This is a genomic window from Micrococcus sp. KT16 (genome assembly GCF_003315015.1).
Lineage (GTDB): Bacteria > Actinomycetota > Actinomycetes > Actinomycetales > Micrococcaceae > Micrococcus > Micrococcus luteus.
Genome location: NZ_QNRG01000017.1, coordinates 1 through 22799, shown reverse-complemented (window position 1 = coordinate 22799; position 22799 = coordinate 1). Strand labels below are relative to the sequence as shown.

Here is a 22799-nt window from a genome sequence, read left to right as displayed (position 1 = left end):
TGGGGCGGTGCGACAGGTGGGTGGCACGCCTCGACGCCGGTCGGCGATGGAGCAGAAGCCCCGGCCCTGGGAACGACAGACCATATCCGCGTCCCGACCCCGGTGCTCCTGACCCCTGTGGTCAAGGGGCCGATCGTGCACAGGCCGACGGCCGAGGGAGGGACTGACGCACGTACAGGTGACATACGATCTGTGGTGTTCCCACACCACAGGGAAGGATGTGCACCATGCCCGCCCCCTACCCCAAAGAGTTCCGCGATGATGTCGTCCGGGTCGCGCAGAACCGTGAGCCCGGCACCCATCTGAAAGACATCGCGAAGGACTTCGGCATCTCCGAGTCCTGCCTGACGAACTGGATTCGCCAGGCCGATATCGAAGCAGGCAACATCCCAGGCACCACCAAGGCCGAGGCCGAAGAACTCCGCGCAGCCCGCCGCAGGATCCGGCTCCTCGAGCAGGAGAACGAAGTCCTACGCCGCGCCGCGGCCTACCTCTCCCAGGCGAACCTGCCGAAAAAATGATGTACCCGCTCGTGTCCGAGCTCGCCGCCGACCAGATCCCGGTCGCGGTGTCCTTGCGGGTCCTCAAGCTCGCCCGCCAGCCCTACTACCGCTGGCGGGACCAGCCCGTCGCCGTTTCTGAGGTGGAGCAGGCCTACCGGGCCAACGCCCTGCACGCCGCTCACCTGAACGATCCGGAGTTCGGGTACCGGCTGCTGCGGGACGAGGCCGAGGCGGCCGGGGAGCGAATGGCCGCCCGTACTGCCTGGCGGCTCTGCCGCCAGAACGGGTGGCACTGCGGGTTCGGGGCCAAGCGTGGCAAGTACGGGACCCGCCCAGGCCCACCCGTGCACGACGACCACGTCCGCCGGGACTTCTCTGCCGAAGCTCCGAACCGGCTGTGGCTGACCGACATCACCGAGCACCCCACCAGTGAGGGCAAGCTCTACCTCTGCGCGATCAAGGATCTCTACGCCGGCAGGATCGTGGGGTACTCCATGGCCGGGCGTATGCAGGCCTCGTTGGCCGTGAACGCCCTCGAGCAGGCCGTGGCACGCCGCGGCGGCACCGATGCGGTGGCCGGGTGCATCGTGCACTCGGACCGCGGCTCGCAGTTCCGCTCGGCCCTATTCCAGGACGCCCTCACCACCCACGGGCTGATCGGGTCCATGGGTCAGGTCGGTGCTGCCGGGGACAACGCGGCTATGGAGTCCTTCTTCGCGTTGCTGCAGAAGAACGTGCTGGACCGACGCGACTGGGACACCCGGGACGAGCTGCGGGCCGGGATCATCACCTGGATCGAGCGGACCTACCACCGCCGCCGCCGGCAGGTGCGCCTGGGCCGATTGACGCCGGTCGAGTACGAGTTGATCATGGACCACACGCCCGCAGACGCGGCGTGAAGACGGCTGTCACCTACACGTGCACCAGTCCCCTATGACCCTTAGTCGATCGATGTTCAAAGGTCAAGACCTAAGTGACTCGTGGTCGTATGAAACATACTTGCGCGTTTGTGAAATCTTCGCTGCATCTCGACACATGGATCGAGCGTAGCGCCCGTGATCCCGTGCGCTGGTCAGGCGAGGGGCAGGAGGAGCCGATGTCAACCCTTCAGGGCCTGACCGGCGTATGAATCAAATTCGCGCGTTTCTGAAATCTTCGTTGCATCTCGACAACCGCTGCCTCGGTGTCGCCCCGGGAACGCACCCCGGCCGCCCACACCTCCGCCCCTGCAGTAGACTCCTGAACACTGTTCAACTCGTCGGGCACTCGCCATGCGCCCCGCGCCTCGGCTGAGCGCCCCCTCGCACTCGCTTCCGCACCAGGAGTCCCTCCATGAGCACTTCCGTGCCCTCGTCCCACGACGGCCACGTCCGCCCCGCGGCCACCACGACGGCGGACCGCCCCACCGACGCCGGCCGCCCCCGTCGCGGTTCCGCCGGCGGCAGCCTCGCGCGCATCGCCGTCATGACCGCGTTGATGGCCGTCCTCGGTCTGGTGCCGCCGATCGCCGTCGCCGGTGTGCCCGCCCCGATCGTGCTGCAGAACATCGCCGTGATCCTGGCCGGTGTGATCCTCGGCCCGTGGCGCGGTGCCGCCTCGATGGCGCTGTTCGCCGGCCTCGTGGCGCTCGGCCTGCCGCTGCTCAGCGGCGGCCGCGGCGGCCTGGGCGTGTTCGCCGGCCCGACGGCCGGCTTCATCCTCGGCTGGATCCCGTCCGCGCTGATCGTCGGCCTGATCTTCTGGGCCCTCACTTCCCGTGCCCGTCCCGGCCTCGGCGCCGGACGGGTCGCGCTCGGTGCGGCCGTCGCCGGGCTGATCGGCGGCGTCGTCATGGTCTACTTCTTCGGCGTGCTCGGCTTCGTCGGGATCGCCGGGATGGAGTTCGGCGCCGCCGTCCTCTCCATGGCCCCGTTCGTGCCCGGTGACCTGATCAAGCTCGTCGTGTCCGTCATCCTCATCGTCGGCCTGTGGAAGGCCTACCCCCGCGCCTTCCGATGAGCCAGGACCGTTCCGTCACCCTCACGGGCGTCCGCGTCGAGGCCGACGGCCCCGAGGGCGTCGTCGTCCTCCTCGACGGCGTGGACCTCACCCTCACGGCCCCGCGCGTGGCGGTGATCGGGGAGAACGGCTCCGGCAAGTCCACGCTGGCCCGCGCGATCGCCGGGCTGGCCGACGTCGTCGCCGGGGAGGTGACCGTGCACGGGGTGGACGCCGTCCGGGACGTGAAGGCGCTGCGCCGCACCGTCGGCTTCGTGTTCGCGAACCCGGCCGCGCAGATGGTCATGCCCACCGTCCGGGAGGACGTGGAGCTGACCGTGAAGTCGCTCAGGGACGACGCCGGTCGCCGCCTGACCAAGGACGACGTCGCCGCACGCGTGGCCGCGGCGCTCCAGGAGCACCGGCTCACCGCGCTCGCGGACCGGGCGTGCCTGTCCCTGTCCTCGGGACAGGCACAGCGGCTGGCCATGTGCTCGGTGATGACCGCCGGGCCGTCCCTGGTGATCGCCGACGAGCCGACCTCCCTGCTGGACGGCCGGCACCGGCGGATCGTGGCCGACCGGCTGCTGGCCGCCGACCCCTCGGCCCCGGACGGGTTCCAGCTGCTGCTGGTGACGCACGACCTCGAGCTGGCCCGTGCGTGCGACGAGGCGGTGTGGATCCACGGCGGCCGTGTGGAGCGGACCGGCCCGGCCGAGGACGTGGTCGAGGCGTACGAGCGCTTCCTGGACCACGCCGTGGCGGCGGAGCTGCGCTGATGCTCTCCCTGTACATCCACGGCGACTCGCCCCTGCATCACGCCCGTGCCGGCCTCAAGACGGGCCTGTTCGCGGTGTGGGTGCTGGCCCTGACCCTGCTGCCGCTGTCCCTGTGGACGGCGGGCGCCGCCGTCGTGGGCGCCGTGACCGCGTATCTCGTGGGCTTCGGGCTGCGGCGTGGGGCGGCGATGATCGCCTCCGATCTGCGCGCCCTGTGGCTGTTCTACGTGGTCCTGTTCGCGGCGCAGTGGATCTTCACCGACGCGTTCGCCGCCGGACTCATGGTGGCGCGCGTGCTCGGGCTCGTGCTCACCGCGCAGGTGTTGACGCGCACCACCCGGATCGCGGACATGACCGGGGTGGCCGAGGCGGTGCTGCGGCCGGTCGAGCGGATCCCGTGGGCGGGGCCACGCCTGGCGCGGGCGGGGTTCCGCGCCGACCGCGTGGGCCTGGCGATGGGCCTGGTGCTCTCCTCGATCGGCCACCTGCGCGCGCTGGCCGAGCAGATCCGGCATGCGCAGGCCGCCCGCGGGGTACGGATGGCGCCGTGGGCCTGGGCGCTGCCGCTGCTGGTGCTCAGCTTCAAGCACGCCGACGACGTCGGGGACGCCCTGGCCGCCCGCGGCATCGACTAGAGCCCCCGGCCCTCCCGCGTTGGGGGCGGGCCGGTTCAGAGGGGGTTGTCCAGGGGCAGACGGTCGCGGTCGTAGGTGATCTCGGTGAAGCCGTGGGGCGCGGGCTTGCCGTCCTCGCCCAGGGACACGAACACGATCTTGTCGATGGTCAGGATCATCTCGCCGGTCACGATGTTCCGCACCTTCGCCCGCATGGTCAGGGACGTGCGCCCGAACTCGGTGGCGCGCAGGCCCATCTCGATCATGTCGCCCTGCTTCGCCGAGGCCAGGAAGTTGATCTCCGAGATCAGCTTCGTCACGCACCGCGGGTTGCCCAGCTGCAGGGTCGCGTAGATGGCCGCCTCCTCGTCGACCCAGCGCAGCAGCGAGCCGCCGAAGAGGGTGTTGTTCGCGTTGAGGTCCTCCGGCTTGACCCACTTGCGGGTGCGGAAGTTGACGTCGTCGTGGGCGGCGCGGTCGGCCGAACGGGTGAAGAGCGTGGAGTCCATGGCCCCACGGTAGAGCGACGCCGACGCCGGCACGAGAGAGGGCGCCCGATGCGGAGACGTGCTCGAGCAGGCCGTAGGGTCGCCGGAGGGATCCGCAACGGAGCACACAGGAAGGACCCGGCCGATGACCATCCGCCCCCACCCCGACCCCGCCACACCCGACGCCACCTGGCGCGATGTGCCGGTGCTCGGCTTCACGGTCGCCGCCGGCATCGCCGTCCTGTTCTGCCTGGTCTGGCTGCTCCGCGACGGGCTCACCACCGACTACACGTGGGGGCTGCTGCTGTCCCCGGTGCTCATGAGTGTGCCCGGGGCGGCGGTGATGGTCCTCTGGGAGCGGCTCCTCGCCCGCGTCCCGCGGCTGGCCGCCACGCTGGTGGCCGTCGCCGCCCTCCTGGCCCTCGGGCTGGTGCTCGCCTGGTGGCTCGTCGAGGTGAACGCGCAGACGCACCTGTTCACCGGGAGCACGTTCTGGCTGCTCGCCGTCGCCCCGGTCTGCGCGGGCCTCGCCTGGCTCGCACACCGGCTGCTCCCGGCGGCCCGCCGTCCCGTGGAAGAGCCCCCCGCCGCCCTCGACGACGACGCCTGGGCCCGCCGCCTCGCCGGCGTCCTGCGGCTGCGCAAGGACCTGCCCGACGCACGGGTGGCCGAGATCGTCCGTGACGCGCGGGCACGCGGGGCCGCGGCCGGGCGCCCGCTGGCCGAGGAGCTCGGCTCCCCGGAGTCGTACGCCGTGGGCTTCCGCAAGGACCGGGTCGCCGCGCCCCGCCGGCGGGCCTGGGCGGTCACCGCGCTCGTGCTGCTCATCCTGGCCACCCGTCTCCCGGGCGTGGTGGCCGGGGAGCGGCTCAGCGCGTGGGACGTCGCGTACCTGTTGGTCGCCGTCGTCGTGCTGGTGTCGGAGTGGTGCGGCTACCGGGCGGCGGTGCGCCGGGCCCGCCGCTGAGGGGTCTCAGGCCCCCGCGGCGGCCAGCACCCGCGCCACGTGGCGGCGGTGCACCTGGTGGATGATTTCGATCAGTCCGCACCCGAGCGCCGCGATCACCAGCGCGGCCACGAGCACGTCCGTGGGCGGGACCTCCATCTGGTGGTACCAGCGGGAGGCCGGCACCAGCACGACGGCGGCCAGCACCGCGTACATCGCCAGGATGAGGACCACCACGCGCGCGCTCAGCGGCCGGGACATCACGCTGAGCACCCACAGGCCCAGCAGGGTCAGGGTGATCATGAAGGCGGCCTGCTGGCGGGGCAGGTCGACGTCGCCGGCGGTGAGGCGCACGTACGTCTGCAACGTCACCATGGACAGCAGGATCACCGCGCCGGAGGGGATCGCGAACCGCAGCGCCCGCCCCAGGAAGCCGGGCACGTAGCGGCGCGGGTTCGGCAGCAGGGCGAGGAAGAACGTGGGTGCGCCGATCATGATGAAGTCCACGGTGGAGGCCTGCCGTGGCAGCAGCGGGAACTGCCACGCGAACAGGGAGAACACCACGCCGAACAGCAGCGCGTACGTCGTCTTCGTCAGGTAGATGTGGGCGAGCCGCTCCATGTTGGCGATCACCTGGCGGCCCTCGCCGAGCACGCGTGGCAGGCGGTCGAAGCGCCCGTCCAGGAGCACCATCCGGGACACCGCCTTGGTGGCCGGGGCCGCGTTGCCCATGGCGATGCCCAGGTCCGCGGTCTTCAGGGCCAGGGCGTCGTTCACGCCGTCGCCGGTCATGGCCACCACGTGCCCGCGGGACTGCAGCGCCTGCACCATCGCCTTCTTCTGGTCCGGGCTGACGCGGCCGAACACGTCGTGCTCGGCCATCACGTCGGCGAGCGCGCCGGGGTCCTCCGGCAGGGTGCGCCCGTCGTAGGCCTGGCCCGCCACCTCGAGACCCACCTCGCGCGCCACCGCGGCCACGGTGCGCGGGCTGTCCCCGGAGATCACCACGGTCCGCACGCCCTGCGCGTGGAAGTAGTCGAGGGTCTCGGCGGCGTCCGGGCGCACGTTCTCGCGGAACGTCACGACGGCGACCGGGACGCCTCCGGCGGGCAGCGCATCCCCGATCAGGGGCTCGTCCGTGCGGGCCAGCAGCAGCACGCGGCGGCCGGCGTCCGTGTCGGCGTGGACCTGGGCGCGGACGGCCTGGGCGGCATCGGGGCCGAGGAGCCGCTCGTCCACGAGGGCCTCGGGCGCACCGAGCAGCCACGTGCCGGCCGCGGCCCCGGCCTCGGGGCCGAACGCGACCGCCGACCACCGGCGCGCGGAGGAGAACGCCACCTGGGCCGCGGGGTCCACGGCCGGGACGGCCGTGAAGGGCTCGCGCAGGGCCGCCGCGGTGGGGTTCACGTCCGGGTCCGCGCCGAACCAGGCGAGCACGGCCCGAGCCCCGTCGGCGACCTCGGCCGGGGCGCCGTCGTCGTGGGCGTCCGGGGACGCGTCGGCCGAGGCGGGCGCGGCGAGCCGGTCGAACCGGACGCCGCCCTCGGTGAGGGTGCCGGTCTTGTCCAGGCAGACGGTGTCCACGCGGGCCAAGACCTCCACGGCGGGCTGCTCCTGGATGAGGACCTCCTGCTGGGCCAGCTTGAGCGCGGCCACGGCGAACGCGATGGTCGTCATGAGCGCCAGGCCCTGCGGGATCATGCTGGTCACCGCCGCCACGGACGCGATCAGCGCGGGCTCCAGGGCGGCCTCGCGCGGCTGGGAGAGGGCGAGGGCCCAGCCGCCGACCGCCGTCATCTGGCCGTGCACGATCACCGCGATGATCGGCACCAGGGCGATCGTCAGCCAGCGGGCCACCGTCTCCAGGGCGCCGCGCAGCTCCGAGCGGATGGCGGAGTAGCGGCGGGCCTCGGCGCTGAGCCGGGCCGCGTGCGAGGCCGAGCCCACCGCCGTCGCGCGCACCAGGCCCGCGCCGGCCACGACGGCCGAGCCCGAGAGCACGGCGTCCCCGGGGGTCTTGGGCACGGGGTCGTTCTCGCCGGTGAGCAGCGCCTCGTCCATGTCCAGGCCGTCCGAGACGAGGACCTCGCCGTCCACGGGCACCTGGTCGCCGCGGCGCAGCACCACGACGTCGTCCCGCACGATCTGCGCCATCGGCAGGGGCACGCGCGCCCCGTCCCGGATGACGACGACGTCGTCCTGGTGCAGCAGCGCGATCCGGTCCAGCTTCCGCTTGGCCGAGTACTCCTGGACCACGCCGATCACCACGTTGGCCACGGCCGCCAACGAGAACAGCAGGTCCAGCCAGCGGCCCATCAGGATCACGACGACGGCGCACAGCGCGATCGCCAGGTTGAACAGCGTGAACACGTGCACGCGCAGGATCTGCCCCAGCGAGCGGGACGTGTCCCGCGACTGGACGTTGACCAGGCCCGCGGCCTCCCGCTCGGCGACCTCGGCGGCGGTGAGCCCGGTGATCCCCGCCGCGCCGGTGAACCCCAGGCCCGTCCCGCTCTCGGGGGCGGACGGGTGCGCGGACGCAGGGGAGGGGGAGGCCATGGCACAGAATCTACCCAGCCGGCGTGGGGCCGGGCATCCGACGAGGGGATGAACCCGGGTGCGACCGCAGGCGGGACCGCGGGTGGGGCGGGCTCACTCGCCGGCCTGGCCGTCGATCCCCTCGCGCAGCAGGTCGGCGTGGCCGGCGTGGCGGCCGTACTCCTCGATCATGTGGGTGAGGATCCACCGCAGCGAGACCGGGTCCCGCCCCTCCCGGATCCGGTGGGCGCGGGCCAGGGCCGCGGCGCCGTCGTCGCCGTCCGCCGCGAGCAGGTCCACCACGATCTGCCGGGACCGCTCCACCTGGCCCTGCCAGAGGGCGCGCAGGTCCGCCGCGGAGTCCTGCGCCGCGCTGTGCCAGTCCCAGTCGGGGTCCGCGTCGAAGTCCGCGCCCACCCAGGGCGTCGAGGTGGGCTCGCCGAGGGCGACGGCCTCGAACCACCAGAACTCGACGAACGCGAGGTGCTTGAGCAGGCCGCCGAGCGTCATCGCGGACGGGTGCCCCGGCAGGCGGCGGTGCAGCGCGGCCGTGTCCAGGTCCGCCGTCTTCCACTCGATCGTGGCGCGCAGGAAGTCGAGGAAGCCCAGCAGGGTGGCGGCCTCGCCCGCGGCGAAGGGCGGCTCGGGGCGGCCCTGGTCGTCGTAGAACACGGTGGTCATGGCGGCCAGGCTACGCCCCACCCACGTTTTCGTTCGGGAAACGGCGCGTGCGGGGGCGGGGGCGCGGGCGGCCGGGGGGCGCCCGCGGACCTGGAACGCGTGCGGTCGCTTTGAGCCTGAAAAGTGCGCCCATACCGACCGCAGGCGTTCCCGGAACGGGCGGGCCGGCGTCGTCGGCCTGCCGGACGAGATGCACGACGCCCTCGCGGTCGGAGGCGATCCTGCTCACCGCGGCGGATCCACCACGAGCCGCACTCGCGGGCTCGCCTGCTCGGCGGCGTCCTCCTGGGTCTCGGCGATCCGGCGCCAGATGCGGTCCGCCGACGGGTCGACCATCAGGTGCCCCATCTGCCGGATGACGGTGCCGAACACGGACGTCGGCATGCTGCGCCGCGGGGCGAAGCCGGACCGGCGCAGGCGCTCGGTCTGTCCCGTGGTCAGGTCCACGAGGCGCTCCAGCAGGGACTCGGTCTCCCCGCCGGCCTCCAGCAGCGAGCGGCGCACGTAGGCCCCCACCACCGGGTGGTCGGCCAGCAGGTCCGCGAACGCCGCGTCGCGGGCCGCGGACACCTCCTGTGGGGTGCCCACGAGCGGGACCTCGTCGAGGGTCGTGGCGATCAGGCGCAGCACGTCGTCATCGACGGCGCGGGTCAGCCCCGCCTTGCTGCCGAAGTGGTGCCGCACCAGCCCGGGGGCGACGCCGGCCCGTTGCGCTATCTCGCGGACGCTGGCCATCTCGACCCCCCGCTCGGCGTACAGCTCGAGGGCCGCCAGGCGCAGGCGCGCGGGGGAGGAGAGGTCGTCCTGGTCGAAGGGCAGGAGGGTGTTCATCGGGTCCTCGGGGCTGGGTCGGCGGGTGGGATGGCCCGTGGTCGGGAGACGAGGATGCGGGGGCTCGCTGAACCCTACGGCAGAGAGCGAAACGTCCCCCGCACCCTTCTTGCACGCTAGTGCAACATCGTGCTTGAGTGTGCAACACACGCACAGTGAGGCACGTCACAGATGACTGCCGCCCGCCTCCGCGACCACCACACCTCCCAGGGGGACCCATGCAGACCACCGACACCGTCCTCGGCACCCCGTCCACCATGGGCGACGACGAGCAGCTCACCACCACTCGCCTCCTGCGGGACGCCGCCCGGACCTTCGGGGATCAGCAGATCATCCACACCCGCGGCGGCGGCTCCCGGTGGCAGACCACCACCTACGCGGCCGTGTGGGAGCGGGTGCGCCGCATGGCCGCGGCCCTGCGCGCCGAGGGCGTCGGGCCGGGGGACCGGGTCGGCCTGCTGCTGTGGAACGACGTCCGCCACCTCGAGTCCTACTTCTCCGTCCCGCTGCTGGGCGCGACCATGGTGCAGCTCAATCTGCGCCTGGCGCCCACGGACCTGGCCTACGTGATCACCCACGCGCAGGTGGGGACGATCGTCGTGGACGAGACCCTCCTGGAGCTCGCCGCCGCGCTCGAACCGCACCTGCCCGGGGGCATCCGCTGGATCGTGGCCGGCGACGGCGAGCTCCCCGCCGACTGGGCCGGTCGCGGCGACGTCCTGTCCTACGAGGCCCTCCTCGACGGGCAGGAGCCGCTCGAGACAGCGGACCTGCCGAACGTGAGTGAGCGCTCCGCCTCCGGCGCCTGCTACACCACGGGCACCACCGGCCGTCCCAAGGGCGTCTTCTACTCGCACCGGGCCACCTGGCTGCACGCGCACGCCGTGGTGTCCACCCTGGGCATGACCATGGCGGACACCGCCCTGCTGCTGACCCCCATGTTCCACGCGCAGTGCTGGGGCCTGCCGTTCGCCGCCGTCGCCGTGGGCGCGCGCCTGGTGCTGCCGGGCCGGTTCAACCTCACGGACACCCCGTGGCTGACCTCCACCCTCGTGGACCACGGCGTCACCGTGGCCCCGGCCGCGCCCGCGATCCTCATGCCGATGCTCCACCACCTCCGCACCCTCGAGACGCCCCCACGGATGGACGGCGTGCGCCTGCTGTGCGGCGCGACCGAGCCCCCCGTGGCCATGATGCGCGGCTTCGACGAGCTCACCGGCGCGGAGGTCATCCACGCCTACGGGGCCACGGAGACCTCGCCCATCGTCTCCCTCAACCGCATGAAGCCGAGCCTCATGGACACCCTCTCCGAGGATGAGCGGTGGAACCTCAAGCGGTTCCAGGGCCTCGTCGTCGTCGGGGTGGACGTGAAGATCACCGACCCCCTGGGCGAGCTGCTGCCGCCCGGCGAGGAGAACGTGGGCGAGATCCGCCTGCGCGGGCCCTGGGTGACCACCTCCTACGCCGACAACGCCGAGGCCACCGAGGCCGGCTTCGACGACGAGGGCTACTGGCGCTCCGGGGACCTGGGCTACCTCTCCCCGGAGGGCTACCTCAAGGTCACCGACCGCCTGAAGGACGTGGTCAAGTCCGGTGGCGAGTGGATCTCCTCGATCGACCTGGAGAACCACATCATGACCGTCCCCGGGGTCCGCGACGCCGCCGTGATCGGCGTCCCCCACCCCCAGTGGGAGGAGCGCCCCCTGGCCCTCGTGGTGCGGGACGAGGACTCCGACGTCGACCAGGACGCCGTCCTCGCCGCACTCGCCGAGCGCTTCGCCACCTGGCAGCTGCCCGACGAGGTCCGCTTCGTGACGGAGATCGACCGGACCGGCGTCGGGAAGGTCAACAAGCGCAAGCTGCGCGCCGACTACGCCGACGCCCTCACCTCCGGCCGCTGACCGGCCCGCCACCTCCCCAGACCCACCCCGACCCCAGGAGACCCCGTGACCCAGGACGCCTTCCTCTACGACGCCCTCCGCACACCGCGCGGTGCCGGCAAGCCCTCCGGCTCCCTCCACGAGGTCAAGCCGATCGACCTCGTCGTCGGCCTGACCCACGCGCTGCGCGACCGCCATGAGGGGCTCGACCCCGCCGACATCGAGGACATGATCCTCGGCTGCGTCAGCCCGGTGGGCGACCAGGGCGCGGTCCTGCCCCGGGTGGCCGCCCTCAAGGCGGGCCTGCCGCAGACCGTGGCCGGCGTGCAGCTGAACCGGTTCTGCGCTTCCGGACTCGAGGCAGTCAACCAGGCCGCCGCCCGCATCCGCTCCGGCTGGGAGTCCCTGCTCGTGGCCGGCGGCGTGGAGTCCATGTCCCGCGTGCCCATGGGCTCCGACGGCGGCGCGTGGGCCATGGACCCGGCCACCTCCCTGGCCACCGACTTCATCCCGCAGGGCGTCTCCGCGGACCTGATCGCCACCCGTGAGGGATTCAGCCGCGCAGAGCTGGACCGCTTCGCCGCGCAGAGCCACCGCCGTGCCGCGGCGGCGTGGCAGGAGGGCCGGTTCGCCCGCTCCGTGGTCCCGGTGACGGACATGAACGGGATGACCGTGCTGGACCGGGACGAGACCATCCGCCCCGACTCGACCGTGGAGACCCTGGCCACGCTCAAGCCCTCCTTCGAGGCGCTGGGCCGGGAGGCGGGCTTCGACGCCGTGGCGCTGGAGAAGTACAGCTCGCTGGCGGGGATCGAGCACCTGCACCACCCCGGCAACTCCTCGGGCATCGTCGACGGCGCCGCGCTGACGCTGATCGGCTCCGAGGAGGCCGGCCGGCGGGCCGGGATGAGCCCGCGGGCCCGGATCGTCTCCGCCGCCGTCGTCGGCTCCGAGCCCACCATCATGCTCACCGGCCCCACCCCGGCGTGCCGCAAGGCCCTCGAGGTGGCCGGCATGACCGCCGCGGACATCGACCTCGTGGAGATCAACGAGGCGTTCGCGGCCGTGCCGCTGCTGCTGATGAAGGAGATGGGCTGGACCGAGGAGCAGACCAACGTCAACGGCGGCGCGATCGCCATGGGCCACCCCCTGGGGGCCACCGGCGCCATGATCCTCGGCACCCTCGTGGACGAACTCGAGCGGCGCGACCTGCGGACCGGCATCGCCACGCTCTGCATCGGCGCCGGCATGGGCGTCGCCACGATCGTCGAGCGCGTCTGAGCGCCCCACCCACCCGACCGACCAGCACGGCAGGAAGAGCACCGGCATGAGTGAGCACATGATCACCTGGGACCAGGACGCCGACGGCGTCGTCACGCTGACCATGGACGACCCGCAGGCGCGGGTCAACACGATGAACGAGCGGTACCAGGACGCGATGGACGCCGTCGTGGACCGCCTGGAGGCGGAGCGGGACACGGTGACCGGCGTCGTCCTGACCAGCGCGAAGAAGACCTTCTTCGCCGGCGGCGACCTGGACTCCCTGGCCCAGGCCGGCCCCGAGGACGTGGAGTCCGTGTTCGCGCTGACGCAGCGGGTCAAGGGCCAGCTGCGCCGCCTCGAGACCCTCGGCCGCCCCGTGGTCGCCGCGATCAACGGCACGGCGCTCGGCGGCGGCCTGGAGATCGCCCTGGCCTGCCACCGGCGCATCGCCGTGGACGACCCGGGGCTGAAGGTCGGCCTCCCGGAGGTCACCCTGGGCCTGCTGCCCGGAGGCGGCGGCATCACCCGCCTGGTGCGCATGGTGGGCGTGGAGCGCGCCCTGATGGAGTGGCTGCTGCAGGGCACCGCCCGCGACGCCCGGGCCGCGATGGAGAAGGGGATCATCGACGAGGTCGTGACCGACCCCGCGGACCTGGTGCCCGCCGCCAAGCGCTGGATCCTGGAGCACCGCGCCGACGCCGACGCCGCCGTGAAGCCCTGGGACGTCAAGGGCTTCAGGATCCCCGGCGGCACCCCCGCCCAGGCCTCCTTCGCCTCCCGCCTGCCCGCGTTCGCCGCCACCCTGCGCCGGCAGCTCCACGGCGCGGACCTGCCCGCCCCGAAGGCGATCCTCAGCGCCGCGGTGGAGGGCTCGCAGGTGGACTTCGACACCGCCTCGCGTATCGAGACCCGGTACTTCGTGTCCCTCGTGACGGGCCACACCTCCTCCGCCATGATCCAGGCGTTCCACTCGGACATGCAGGCGCTGCGCTCCGGCGCGGCCCTGGGCGGTCCCTCCCGCGAGCGCAGCACGATCACCACGGCGGCGGTGCTGGGCGCCGGGATGATGGGCGTGGGCATCGCCCACGCGCTCGCGCTCAACGGCGTGGACGTGATGCTCAAGGACGTCAGCCTGGAGGCCGCCGAGCGCGGCCGTGAGCGGGTGGGTGCCCTCCTCGAGGGGCGCGTGGCGAAGGGGCGCATGAGCCGTGAGGACGCCGACGCCGTCCTGGCCCGCGTGCAGCCCACCGAGGACTATCAGGACCTCGCCCACGTGGACGCGGTGATCGAGGCCGTGTTCGAGGACCTCGAGCTCAAGGACTCGGTGTTCGCCGAGGTGGAGAAGGTGGTCGGCCCGGACACCCTGCTGTGCAGCAACACCTCCACGCTGCCGATCACCCTGCTGCAGGGCCCGCGGGAGCGCTCCCAGGACTTCATCGGCCTGCACTTCTTCTCCCCGGTGGACCGGATGAGGCTCGTGGAGATCATCCGTGGTGAGCAGACCTCCCAGCGCACGGTGGAGCGCGCCTACGACCTGGTGCAGCAGATCCGCAAGCTGCCCATCCTGGTCAACGACGGGCGCGGCTTCTACACCTCCCGCGTCTACGGCACGCTCGTGCTCGAGGCCGCGGCCCTCGTGGAGGAGGGCGTCGACGCGCAGCGGATCGAGCGGGCGGCCCGCCACGCCGGCTTCCCGGCCTCCCCGCTGGCCATGATGGACGAGGTCTCCCTGACCCTGATCCAGCACATCCGCCGCGAGGAGGAGAAGGCCGTCGCCGAGGCCGGCGGTGAACGTCCGGTGCGGCCGGGCGAGCGCGTGGTGGAGCGCATGGTGGACGAGTTCGGCCGCCCGGGCCGCGCTCAGGGCGCCGGCTTCTACGAGTACCCGGAACAGGGCCCCAAGCACCTGTGGCCGGGCCTGGCCGAGCACTTCGCCACCGGGGCGGACGTGCCCGAGCAGGACCTGCAGGACCGCCTGCTCTACCGCATGGCCATCGAGACGGCCCGCTGCTTCGACGACGGCGTCCTCACCGACGCCCCCTCGGCGAACCTCGGCGGCGTGTTCGGCATCGGCTTCCCGCCGCACACCGGTGGGCCCGTGACGTTCATGACGCACCGCGAGGGCGGGCCGGCCGCGTTCGTGGCCCGCGCCGACGAGCTGGCCGACCGCTACGGCGAGCGGTTCCGTCCCAGCGACGCCCTCCGGCAGCTGGCCGAGCGAGGCGAGGGGCCGGGCCGATGAGCGCCGCACCGCTGGCCGGGGTGCGCGTGGTGACCATCGCCCTGAACCTGCCCGGGCCCGCCGCCGCGGCCCGCCTGCAGGAGCTGGGCGCCGACGTCGTCACGGTGCTCCCGCCCAGCGGGGACCCCGTGGCCACCCTGGTGCCGGCCCTCTACGAGGAGCTGCACCGCGGGCAGTCGGTGCGCACCGTGGACATGAAGTCCCAGGCCGGGGCCGCCGAGATGGAGCAGATCCTGGCCGAGGCGGACGTGTTCCTCACCTCCCACCGCTCCGGGGCGCTGCGCCGGCTGGGCCTGGACGCCGACGCCGTCCGCGCCCGCCACCGGCGGATCTGCCAGGTGGACATCACCGGATACGCCGGGGACCGCACGGACGTGCCAGGCCACGACATCAACTACCAGGCCGCGGCGGGCCTGCTGGCGCCGGGGGCTCCGCCGCGGATCCTCGCGGCGGATCTGCACGGTGCCGAGCGGGCCGTCTCCACCGCGCTGGCCCTGCTGTGGGCCCGCGGCGCGGACGGGGACGGCGGGCACGCCACGGTGGCGCTCGCCGAGGCCGCGCACGCCCTGGCCCTGCCCAACCGGCACCGCATGACGGACCCGCGCAGCCCCCTGGGCGGGGCCCTGCCCCACTACGGGGTGTATCCGGCGGCCGAGGGCCACGTGGCCGTCGGCGCGCTCGAGCCGCACTTCGCGGCCGCGCTCGTCGAGGGCCTCGGGGTGGACGCGGACGGGGACGTCCGCGCGCAGCTCACCGAGGCCCTCTCCCGGCACGACGCCGCCCACTGGCAGGCATGGGGGGAGGAGCGGGGCATCCCGCTCACCGCCCTGGCCAGCCCCACCGCCTGACCCCCACGACTCAGCACCCCCCTCGAACGACCTCCAGGAGCCCCTCATGACCACCACGGATTCCCGCACCCGCTCGCTGATCGACGTCGACGTCCTCGAGTACCACCGCCTCCTGACGCCCGAGCAGCAGGAGAAGCTCGCGGAGATCCGCGCCGCCCTGGCCGAGATCGTCACCCCGCACGTGGCGGAGGCCTGGAGCCGGGACGAGTTCCCGCACGAGATCGCCCGCCGCGTCGGCGAGCTGGGCTACGACCACATCAGCGGCATGACCGAGGACCCGCTGTTCCGCGGGCACCTGATGGCCGAGCTGGCCCGCGCGGACATCTCCCTCAGCGTGTACTTCGCCCTGCACAACGACCTCGTCGGGGCCACCCTGGAGGCCCTGGGCTCGGAGGAGCAGAAGCAGACGTGGCTGCCGGGCCTGTACGCGATGGAGTACACCGGCTGCTTCGCGCTGACCGAGCCGGAGCACGGCTCCGACGTCGCCGGCGGCATGGCCACCACGGCCCGCCGGGAGGGGGACGAGTGGGTGATCAACGGGGCCAAGCGGTGGATCGGCAACGGCACCATGTCCCGCATCGCGATCGTGTGGGCCCGGGACGAGGAGGACGACCAGGTCAAGGGCTTCATCGTGGAGACCGACACCCCCGGCTACGAGGCCACCAAGATCGAGCACAAGACCGCGGTGAAGATCGTCCAGAACGCGGACATCACCTTCACGGACGTGCGCATCCCGGCGGAGAACAAGCTGGAGAAGGCCAACACCTTCGCGGACACCAACGTGATCCTGCTGGGCTCCCGCAACGGGTTGGGCTGGCAGGCCGTGGGCGCGCAGCAGGGCATCCTCGACGCCGCCCGCCGCTACTCGCTGGAACGCACCCAGTTCGGCCGCCCGATCGCCGGGCATCAGCTGGTGCAGTCCCTGCTCGTGCAGATCGCGGCCAACCTGGCGGCCACGCTGGGCATGGCGCACCGGGCGGTGCAGCTGGAGGCCGCCGGTGAGGTGTCCATGACGCAGGCCTCCCTGGTGAAGCTGAAGACCTCCCAGATGTGCCGCGAGTCGGCCGCGCTGGGCCGGCAGATGATGGGCGGCAACGGCATCCTCGCCGACGTCGGGCTCGGTCGGTTCTTCTGCGACGTCGAGGCGATCTTCACGTATGAGGGCACCTACGAGGTGAACTCGCTGATCGTGGGCCGTGGCCTCACCGGACACTCCGCCTTCCTCTGACCCCCCTCCGACGACCGTCCCGACCAGATCAGGAGCCACCGTGACGACCTCCGAGACCCCCGACGCCTCCGCGACCACCCACGGCCGGCCCACCGAGCGCCGGGGCCATGTGGCCGAGCTGCTCTCGGCCACCGTGGCCCGGCAGCCGGATGCCGTCGCCCTGCGGATCGGCGAGGCCCGCATGACCTACCGCGAACTGGACCAGGTCACGGCCGCGACGGCCGGCTGGCTGCGCCACCGCGGGGTGGGCCCGGGGGACCGGGTGGCCGTGCTGCTGCCCAACGTCCCGGCCTTCGTGGCGGTCTACGAGGCGCTCATGCGTCTGGGCGCGGTGATGGTGCCGCTCAACCCGCTGTTCACCGCCCGAGAGCTGGGGTACTTCCTCGAGGACTCCGGGGCGCGCATGCTCTGGGCCATGCCCGGGCTGCCGGCCGTGGACGAGGTGGCCGGGAACGTCGACGTCGAGGTGGTCACCCTGGACCTCGACGCGGTCGGGCGGGAGTGCGCCGCCGAGGGCATCGCCCCGGTCACGGAGATCACCCCGCGCGACCCCGACGACGACGCCGTCCTGCTCTACACCTCGGGCACCACGGGGCGGCCCAAGGGTGCGCGGCTGACGCACACGAACCTGCGTTCCAACGCCATGGCGACGGCGACCGGCCTGGGCCGGCTCGGCCCGGACGACGTCGTGTTCGCGGCGCTGCCGATGTTCCACGTGTTCGGGCTCTCGGTGGTGCTCAACGGGGCGGTGTTCGCCGGGTCCACCCTGTCCCTGATGCCGCGGTTCGTGCCGGAGGCCGCCTACGACCAGCTGCAGGACCACGGCGTCACGTTCCTGCCCGGCGTGCCCACCATGCACGGGGCGTTCCTCACCGTGGCCCGGGCCCGCCGTGAGGCCGGGGCCGAGCCGGCGGACTTCTCGAGGCTGCGCATGCCCCTCTCCGGTGGTGCGAGCCTGCCGGTGGAGACGCTGCGCGCGGCGGAGAAGCTGTTCGGCGTGCCTGTGTTGGAGGGCTACGGGCTGTCCGAGAACGCGGGTGCGTGCTTCTTCAACCCCGTGGACGCGCCGACCCGCCCGGGCACCGTGGGCCGGCCGGTGGACGGCTTCGAGTTCCGGATCGTCGCGATGGACGGCACCGAGGTGCCCGAGGAGGACCTCGAGACCTCCGGTGAGCTGCGCATCCGGGGCGAGGGCATCATGGCCGGCTACTGGGGCCGCCCGGAGGACACGGAGGCGGCGTTCGACGAGGACGGCTGGTTCCGCACCGGGGACATCGCCCGCCGGGACGAGGCCGGGTACGTGATGATCGTGGACCGGCTCAAGGACGTGATCATCCGCGGCGGCATGAACGTGTACCCCCGCGAGGTGGAGGAGGTCCTCTACGAGCACCCGGACGTGGTCGAGGCCGCCGTGGTGGGTGTGCCGGACGAGCGGCTGGGCGAAGAGATCGCCGCCTTCGTCTCGCTGGCCCCGGGCAGCGCCGTCACGGGGGAGGAGCTCCAGGCGTTCGCGGCCGAGCGGCTGGCCCGCTACAAGCGGCCGCGGGAGGTGACCATCCTGGACGGGCTGCCGAAGAACGCCACGGGCAAGATCCTGCGCCGCGAGCTGCGTCAGGGGTGAGGGGCGCCGGGCGGTCTGGGCGCGGGTCGTCTGGTCTGAGTGAGAGGAACGACGGACAGGTGGCCTCTCGCTACGCTCCCGGTATGACTCAGCCGCTCGTCCACCCGCCCAAGGCCCAGCCGGGCGACAGGATCGCCGTCGTCTCGCCGTCGTTCGCGGCTCCCGGCTTCGCGCCCGCGATGCACGAGCAGGCGATGCGCCGCCTGGCCGAGGTGACCGGACTGGTGCCGGTCGAGTACCCCACCACCCGGCAGCTCGGGGCGAGCGCCAAGGACCGGGCGCGGGACCTGAACGCGGCGTTCGCGGACCCGGAGATCCGTGCGGTGATCGCCACGGTGGGCGGGGAGGACCAGATCACCGTGATCGGTCCCCTGGACGCGGACGCCGTGCGCGCGGACCCCAAGCCGTTCCTCGGCTACAGCGACAACACCAACCTGCACCAGTGGCTGTGGGCGAACGGCGTGGCGAGCTTCTACGGCGGGTCCACCCAGGTGCACCTGGGGCCGGGACCGGCTGTGGATGAGGTGCACGCCGCGTCCCTGCGGGCCGCCCTGCTGACGGGAGGGCGGCTGGAGATCACGGAGCCGGGGGAGTCGGAGGACCACGGCGTCGACTGGCTGGACCCGTGGGCGCTCACCGAGTTCGGGACGCGCGAGCCGGTGCCGGGCCCGCACGACGACGGCGCGCACGGCGTCGGCGCTGGCGCCTCACCGTGGCGCTGGGCCGGGCCGCGGCGTGCCGTGACTGGCCGGACGTGGGGCGGCTGCCTCGAGGTGCTGCCGTGGGTGATGGCGGCCGGCCGCGGGCCTGCGGACATGGCGGTGCTCGAGGGCGGTGTGCTGCTCATCGAGACCAGCGAGGAGCTGCCGAGCGCCGGCGAGGTGCGGCGGCTGCTGCGGATCCTGGGGGAGCGCGGCGTGCTCGGCGCCGTGGACGCCGTGCTGGCGGCCCGCCCGCCGACGAGCTCCTTCGAGGCGCCGCGCGGTGCGGAGGAGCGGGCGCGGCGGAGCGCGGAGCAGGCCGATGTGGTGGTGGAGGAGGTCGGGCGCTACAACCCGGACGCGGTGGTGTGCGTGGGCGTCCCGTTCGGCCACACCCGGCCGCAGTGGGTGCTGCCGCACGGCGGCGTGATGACCGTGGATGGGGTGGAGAGGCGGGTGTGGGCGGAGTTCGGGTGAGTTGATCGGCGCGCTGCGCTACGTGCTTTCTGGCGGCGCGCCACTGGCCGTGGAGACGCTGCGGGAGGCCGAGGCCGAGGCGGCCTTCGGCGTGCCGGTGCGCGAGGCCTACGGCCTGTCCGAGTCCTGCGGGCCCGTGTGCTTCAACCCCATGGACGGCCCCAGCCGCCCCGGCACCGTGGGGCGGCCGCTGGAGGGTGTGGAGTTCCGCATCGTCACCCCGGAGGGCGTGGAGGTGCCGGAGAGGGACACCGAGACCCCCGGCGAGCTGCGCATCCACCGGCCCGTGGTCATGTCCGGGTACCTGGGCCTGCCGGAGGCCGGGGCCGCCGCGTTCGACGACGACGGCTGGCTCCGCACCGGCGACCTCGCCCGGCGGGACGAGGAGGGCTACTACCGGATCGTGGGCCGGCTGAAGGACATCAACATCCGCAACGGCTACAACGTGTACCCGCGCGAGGTCGAGGATGCGCTCTATGTGCACCCCGACGTCGCCGAGGCCGAGTTCTCCGCGTTCGTGCGCGAGCGCCTACTCTCGTACAAGGGGCCGCAGCCGGTGACGCTCATGGACTCGTTGCCGAAGAACGGGACGGGGAAGATCGTGAAGGACCTGCTGCGGTGAGGGGCCTGATCTGACTGGTTGGACGTATCCCAAGGGCGAGTGGAGCCCCGCCCCGATCTTCACGACGGTGGACAAGAACCCTGAGCTTGTCATTAGGCGTGCGGTCCGCACCGAATGAGGAGAACCTTGAGTGCGGTGGACCGCTCGTGGGCAGTTTCGCCTAACGTGTCCGGGGTGCGCGAGACGATGGCCTCAGACAGCATCTCACCGTCCCGCGGCTCCATGTGGGGCCGAGCTGGACACGGGTAGAGTCGTAGGTCATGGCCCACCAGGCCATGCAGAGAGGTAGGCGTCGTATGGTCCACTTGACGGGTCTATTCGCAGGTATCGGTGGCATTGAGCAGGGCTTCCACAATGCGTTGGGATCAAAGGTCGAGACAGATCTTCTGTGTGAGTCTTGGGCCCCTGCTCAAATCGTTCTGAAGAATCGGTTTCCCGGTGCTGAGCTGCACCCAGACGTTCGAGAGCTGGCATCCCTGCCGGAGGCAACTGACATACTTTCCGCTGGGTTCCCCTGTCAGGATCTCTCACAGGCAGGTCGAACTGCGGGCATTCGCGGGGAGCAGTCCGGGTTGGTGACGCATTTGTTCGAGCTGCTTCGGCGTCGCATCTCTGCTGGACGACGACTTCCCACACTGCTCATTGAGAACGTCCCCAACATGCTGGCCCTCGACAAGGGTGCTGCGATGGAGTTCCTGGTCCAGGAGATGGAGACCCTTGGATACTCTTGGGCTTACCGGGTCGTCGACACTCGTTTTACGGGACTGCCGCAGAGGCGCCGTCGTGTAATCGTTGTTGCCTCGGTGAACCTCAACCCGTCGGAGGTCCTTTTTGCGGACGAGGCGGCGTCACGCCCTGATGATCATTATTCCTCCGACGCCTTTGGATTCTACTGGACGGAGGGTAAGGGTGGATTGGGGTGGGCACCCGACGCGATTCCGACGCTCAAGGGTGGCTCCACGATCGGCATCGCTTCACCTCCTGCCATTTGGGTCCGTGGCGCGGAGGACGCCACTCGCGCCTTGGTGGTGCCGAGGGAAGCAGAAATGGAATCATTGCAGGGGTTCCCCCGCGGGTGGACTGATCTCGACTTCGGCTTGAGCGCTGCGCGGACGCGCGGAACCCGGAGCAAACTCCTTGGCAATGCAGTCTCGGTGCGTGTTGCAGAGTGGGTGGCTCGGCGAGTCTTCGCGCCAGGCGAAGTGGTGTGCCCCTCCGTCGATTGGGGCTCATCCAGGCAGTGGCCGAACGCTGCTGCTGGTATGGGCGGGAAGCGATGGCGAGTGGAGGCCAGCGAATTTCCCACTCTGGAACCGTATGAGCACTTGCTGGAGCATGTTGACGTGTCGTCAGCCCCGGCGTTGAGCCGGCGTGCGGTGTCGGGTTTCCGTTCGCGCCTTCTCCAGGGGAACTTGGGCCGATATCCGGGATTCCGCGAGGCTGTGGCTGAGGCGGACAGGGCATTGACTGAAGATCAGCTGATTACCAAGTTGGAGGCATGAACGTGTTTGGCCCCGATATTCTGGCTCGAACCATGAGCGAACCGGCAGACCCCACCAAATATGGAATTCGCTGGCAATATCATTCTCGATCAGATCGTCATGGAAAAGTGGCCAGTTGGGGCGTCGCCTTCGACTTGCTTCGCTCGTCGAGTGTGATGCGGCAACATGCCCGCGACGGCAAGATTGTCCTTGGTGTCAATCTGAAGTTGAGTGATTTCGAAACGAAGAAGAGCAAGGTGCTTGACTTGGTCATCGCCCGACCAGGAGGAGCGGCGACATCGGCCCGCGGCGAGTCCCTGGTCTCTCTCGCGCAGCGCTACAACATGAACCTCTCCGGAGAAGAGATGGGCGAGCTGACGTCGCTACCAGATATTCCTGTGGCGCCTGTCGGGTCGGTTCTGGTGGCTCTAGAAGCTAAGGCCACGATGACTGCTCACGTCAAGTCACTTCCGCGTCTTCATGATGAATTGACCAGTTCCCACATCTCTGTACACGGTGAGAGCCAGACAGCCTTGGCGATTGGATACGCACAGGTTAATGTCGCAGACGTGTTTGTAAGTTCTAACCCTGCAAACGTTGAGCGCATTCATCTCGGGCAGGAACCCGTTGTCACTTCTCACAAGCAGCCCGGTGATTGTCAACGGGTGTTGGACACCCTTAATACTCTTCGGACTCGTTCCAGTTCCATCGGTATCGGTTTTGATGCAATTGGCGTAACTGTCCTCGACCTTCGGAACGATGACAGTCCTGTGAAAGTCGTTCATTCCCGACCCGCACCGCAGCCGGGGGACGCTTTTCACTACGACTCGATGATCATGCGCATGGCCACGCGCTACGACACGCAGTTCAGTGGGATCTGAAGACAAAGGCAACAACGGAAGATCTTGGGCCTCCAGCTGTGCAGCGCGGAGGATCATGGTCGCGAACCGAGCGCGGGACACCAAGCCTGAGCTCGCCGTTCGCGGGCGTGTCAACTTGTCTGTGTAAGCGGGGTGGTCACAGGTAGGGGTTGATCCGGTCGGGGTAGGCCGCGGCGAGCTGGGCGAGGGCCTGCTTCC

The 22799-nt window shown here is 71.4% G+C and carries 19 protein-coding genes; 15 read left to right on the top strand and 4 right to left on the bottom strand.

Features of this window, described 5'->3' with window-relative positions:
* Positions 1-227: 227 nt before the first annotated feature.
* The 4 genes from DE149_RS10655 to DE149_RS10640 all read left to right on the top strand — a co-directional run bounded on the left by DE149_RS10655 (position 228) and on the right by DE149_RS10640 (position 3894).
* Positions 228-1402 (top strand): IS3 family transposase gene (locus tag DE149_RS10655; RefSeq protein ID WP_102708792.1). Its coding sequence is split into 2 segments (ribosomal slippage): positions 228-512 and positions 515-1402, totalling 1173 coding nucleotides; the frame shifts between segments, so codons are not numbered across the junction.
* Positions 1403-1835: 433 nt separating this feature from the next.
* Positions 1836-2501: a biotin transporter BioY gene (locus DE149_RS10650; protein WP_010080061.1), complete on the top strand. Its 666-nt coding sequence runs from the start codon at positions 1836-1838 to the stop codon at positions 2499-2501.
* Positions 2498-3259 (top strand): energy-coupling factor ABC transporter ATP-binding protein, encoded by a 762-nt coding sequence (locus DE149_RS10645; protein WP_113914459.1) that lies wholly within the window; start codon positions 2498-2500, stop codon positions 3257-3259. The genes DE149_RS10650 and DE149_RS10645 overlap by 4 nt, the downstream gene beginning before the upstream one ends.
* Positions 3259-3894 (top strand): energy-coupling factor transporter transmembrane protein EcfT, encoded by a 636-nt coding sequence (locus DE149_RS10640; protein ID WP_036336646.1) that lies wholly within the window; start codon positions 3259-3261, stop codon positions 3892-3894. Before DE149_RS10645 ends, DE149_RS10640 begins: the two co-directional genes overlap by 1 nt.
* Positions 3895-3929: 35 nt before the next feature.
* On the opposite strand, the gene DE149_RS10635 is transcribed toward DE149_RS10640, so the two are convergent.
* Positions 3930-4382, bottom strand: a complete 453-nt coding sequence (locus DE149_RS10635; protein ID WP_073117263.1) for an acyl-CoA thioesterase — start codon at positions 4380-4382, stop codon at positions 3930-3932.
* 124 nt (positions 4383-4506) lie between these two features.
* On the opposite strand from DE149_RS10635, the gene DE149_RS10630 reads away from it, so the two are divergent.
* Positions 4507-5328 carry a hypothetical protein gene (locus DE149_RS10630; protein WP_113914458.1) on the top strand — a complete coding sequence of 274 codons (822 nt, stop codon included), beginning with the start codon at positions 4507-4509 and terminating at the stop codon, positions 5326-5328.
* A gap of 6 nt (positions 5329-5334) precedes the next feature.
* Here DE149_RS10630 and DE149_RS10625 read toward each other — a convergent pair whose 3' ends face one another.
* From DE149_RS10625 to DE149_RS10615, 3 genes are all read right to left on the bottom strand, one after another.
* Positions 5335-7866, bottom strand: coding sequence for an HAD-IC family P-type ATPase (locus DE149_RS10625; protein ID WP_113914457.1), 2532 nt, complete (start codon positions 7864-7866; stop codon positions 5335-5337).
* Between the two features lie 93 nt (positions 7867-7959).
* A complete protein-coding gene (locus DE149_RS10620; protein WP_041104677.1) occupies positions 7960-8526 on the bottom strand; it encodes a DinB family protein in 567 nt (188 codons plus the stop codon).
* Between the two features lie 225 nt (positions 8527-8751).
* Complete coding sequence (locus DE149_RS10615; protein WP_113914456.1) at positions 8752-9357, bottom strand: TetR/AcrR family transcriptional regulator; 606 nt, start codon at positions 9355-9357, stop codon at positions 8752-8754.
* Between the two features lie 218 nt (positions 9358-9575).
* Here DE149_RS10615 and DE149_RS10610 point away from each other — a divergent pair, with 218 nt between their 5' ends.
* From DE149_RS10610 to DE149_RS10565, 10 genes are all read left to right on the top strand, one after another.
* Complete coding sequence (locus DE149_RS10610; protein WP_113914455.1) at positions 9576-11258, top strand: long-chain-fatty-acid--CoA ligase; 1683 nt, start codon at positions 9576-9578, stop codon at positions 11256-11258.
* Positions 11259-11303: 45 nt separating this feature from the next.
* Positions 11304-12518: an acetyl-CoA C-acetyltransferase gene (locus tag DE149_RS10605; protein WP_036313873.1), complete on the top strand. Its 1215-nt coding sequence runs from the start codon at positions 11304-11306 to the stop codon at positions 12516-12518.
* 46 nt (positions 12519-12564) lie between these two features.
* Positions 12565-14742, top strand: a complete 2178-nt coding sequence (locus tag DE149_RS10600; RefSeq protein WP_113914454.1) for a 3-hydroxyacyl-CoA dehydrogenase NAD-binding domain-containing protein — start codon at positions 12565-12567, stop codon at positions 14740-14742.
* A complete protein-coding gene (locus DE149_RS10595; protein ID WP_113914453.1) occupies positions 14739-15590 on the top strand; it encodes a CoA transferase in 852 nt (283 codons plus the stop codon). The genes DE149_RS10600 and DE149_RS10595 overlap by 4 nt, the downstream gene beginning before the upstream one ends.
* A gap of 46 nt (positions 15591-15636) precedes the next feature.
* The gene (locus tag DE149_RS10590) at positions 15637-16818 is read left to right on the top strand and encodes an acyl-CoA dehydrogenase family protein (RefSeq protein WP_113914452.1); all 1182 of its coding nucleotides are present in this window, start codon (positions 15637-15639) and stop codon (positions 16816-16818) included.
* Positions 16819-16858: 40 nt separating this feature from the next.
* On the top strand, positions 16859-18439 hold the full coding sequence (locus DE149_RS10585) for a long-chain fatty acid--CoA ligase (RefSeq protein WP_233490740.1): 1581 nt from the start codon (positions 16859-16861) through the stop codon (positions 18437-18439).
* A gap of 83 nt (positions 18440-18522) precedes the next feature.
* On the top strand, positions 18523-19617 hold the full coding sequence (locus DE149_RS10580) for a S66 peptidase family protein (RefSeq protein WP_113914451.1): 1095 nt from the start codon (positions 18523-18525) through the stop codon (positions 19615-19617).
* A gap of 1 nt (position 19618) precedes the next feature.
* On the top strand, positions 19619-20239 hold the full coding sequence (locus DE149_RS10575; RefSeq protein ID WP_051995213.1) for an AMP-binding protein: 621 nt from the start codon (positions 19619-19621) through the stop codon (positions 20237-20239).
* A gap of 260 nt (positions 20240-20499) precedes the next feature.
* Complete coding sequence (locus DE149_RS10570) at positions 20500-21741, top strand: DNA cytosine methyltransferase (protein ID WP_223247475.1); 1242 nt, start codon at positions 20500-20502, stop codon at positions 21739-21741.
* Between the two features lie 32 nt (positions 21742-21773).
* Entirely contained in the window at positions 21774-22601 is an 828-nt protein-coding gene (locus DE149_RS10565; RefSeq protein ID WP_197458584.1) for a hypothetical protein, read from the top strand.
* Positions 22602-22799: the final 198 nt, after the last annotated feature.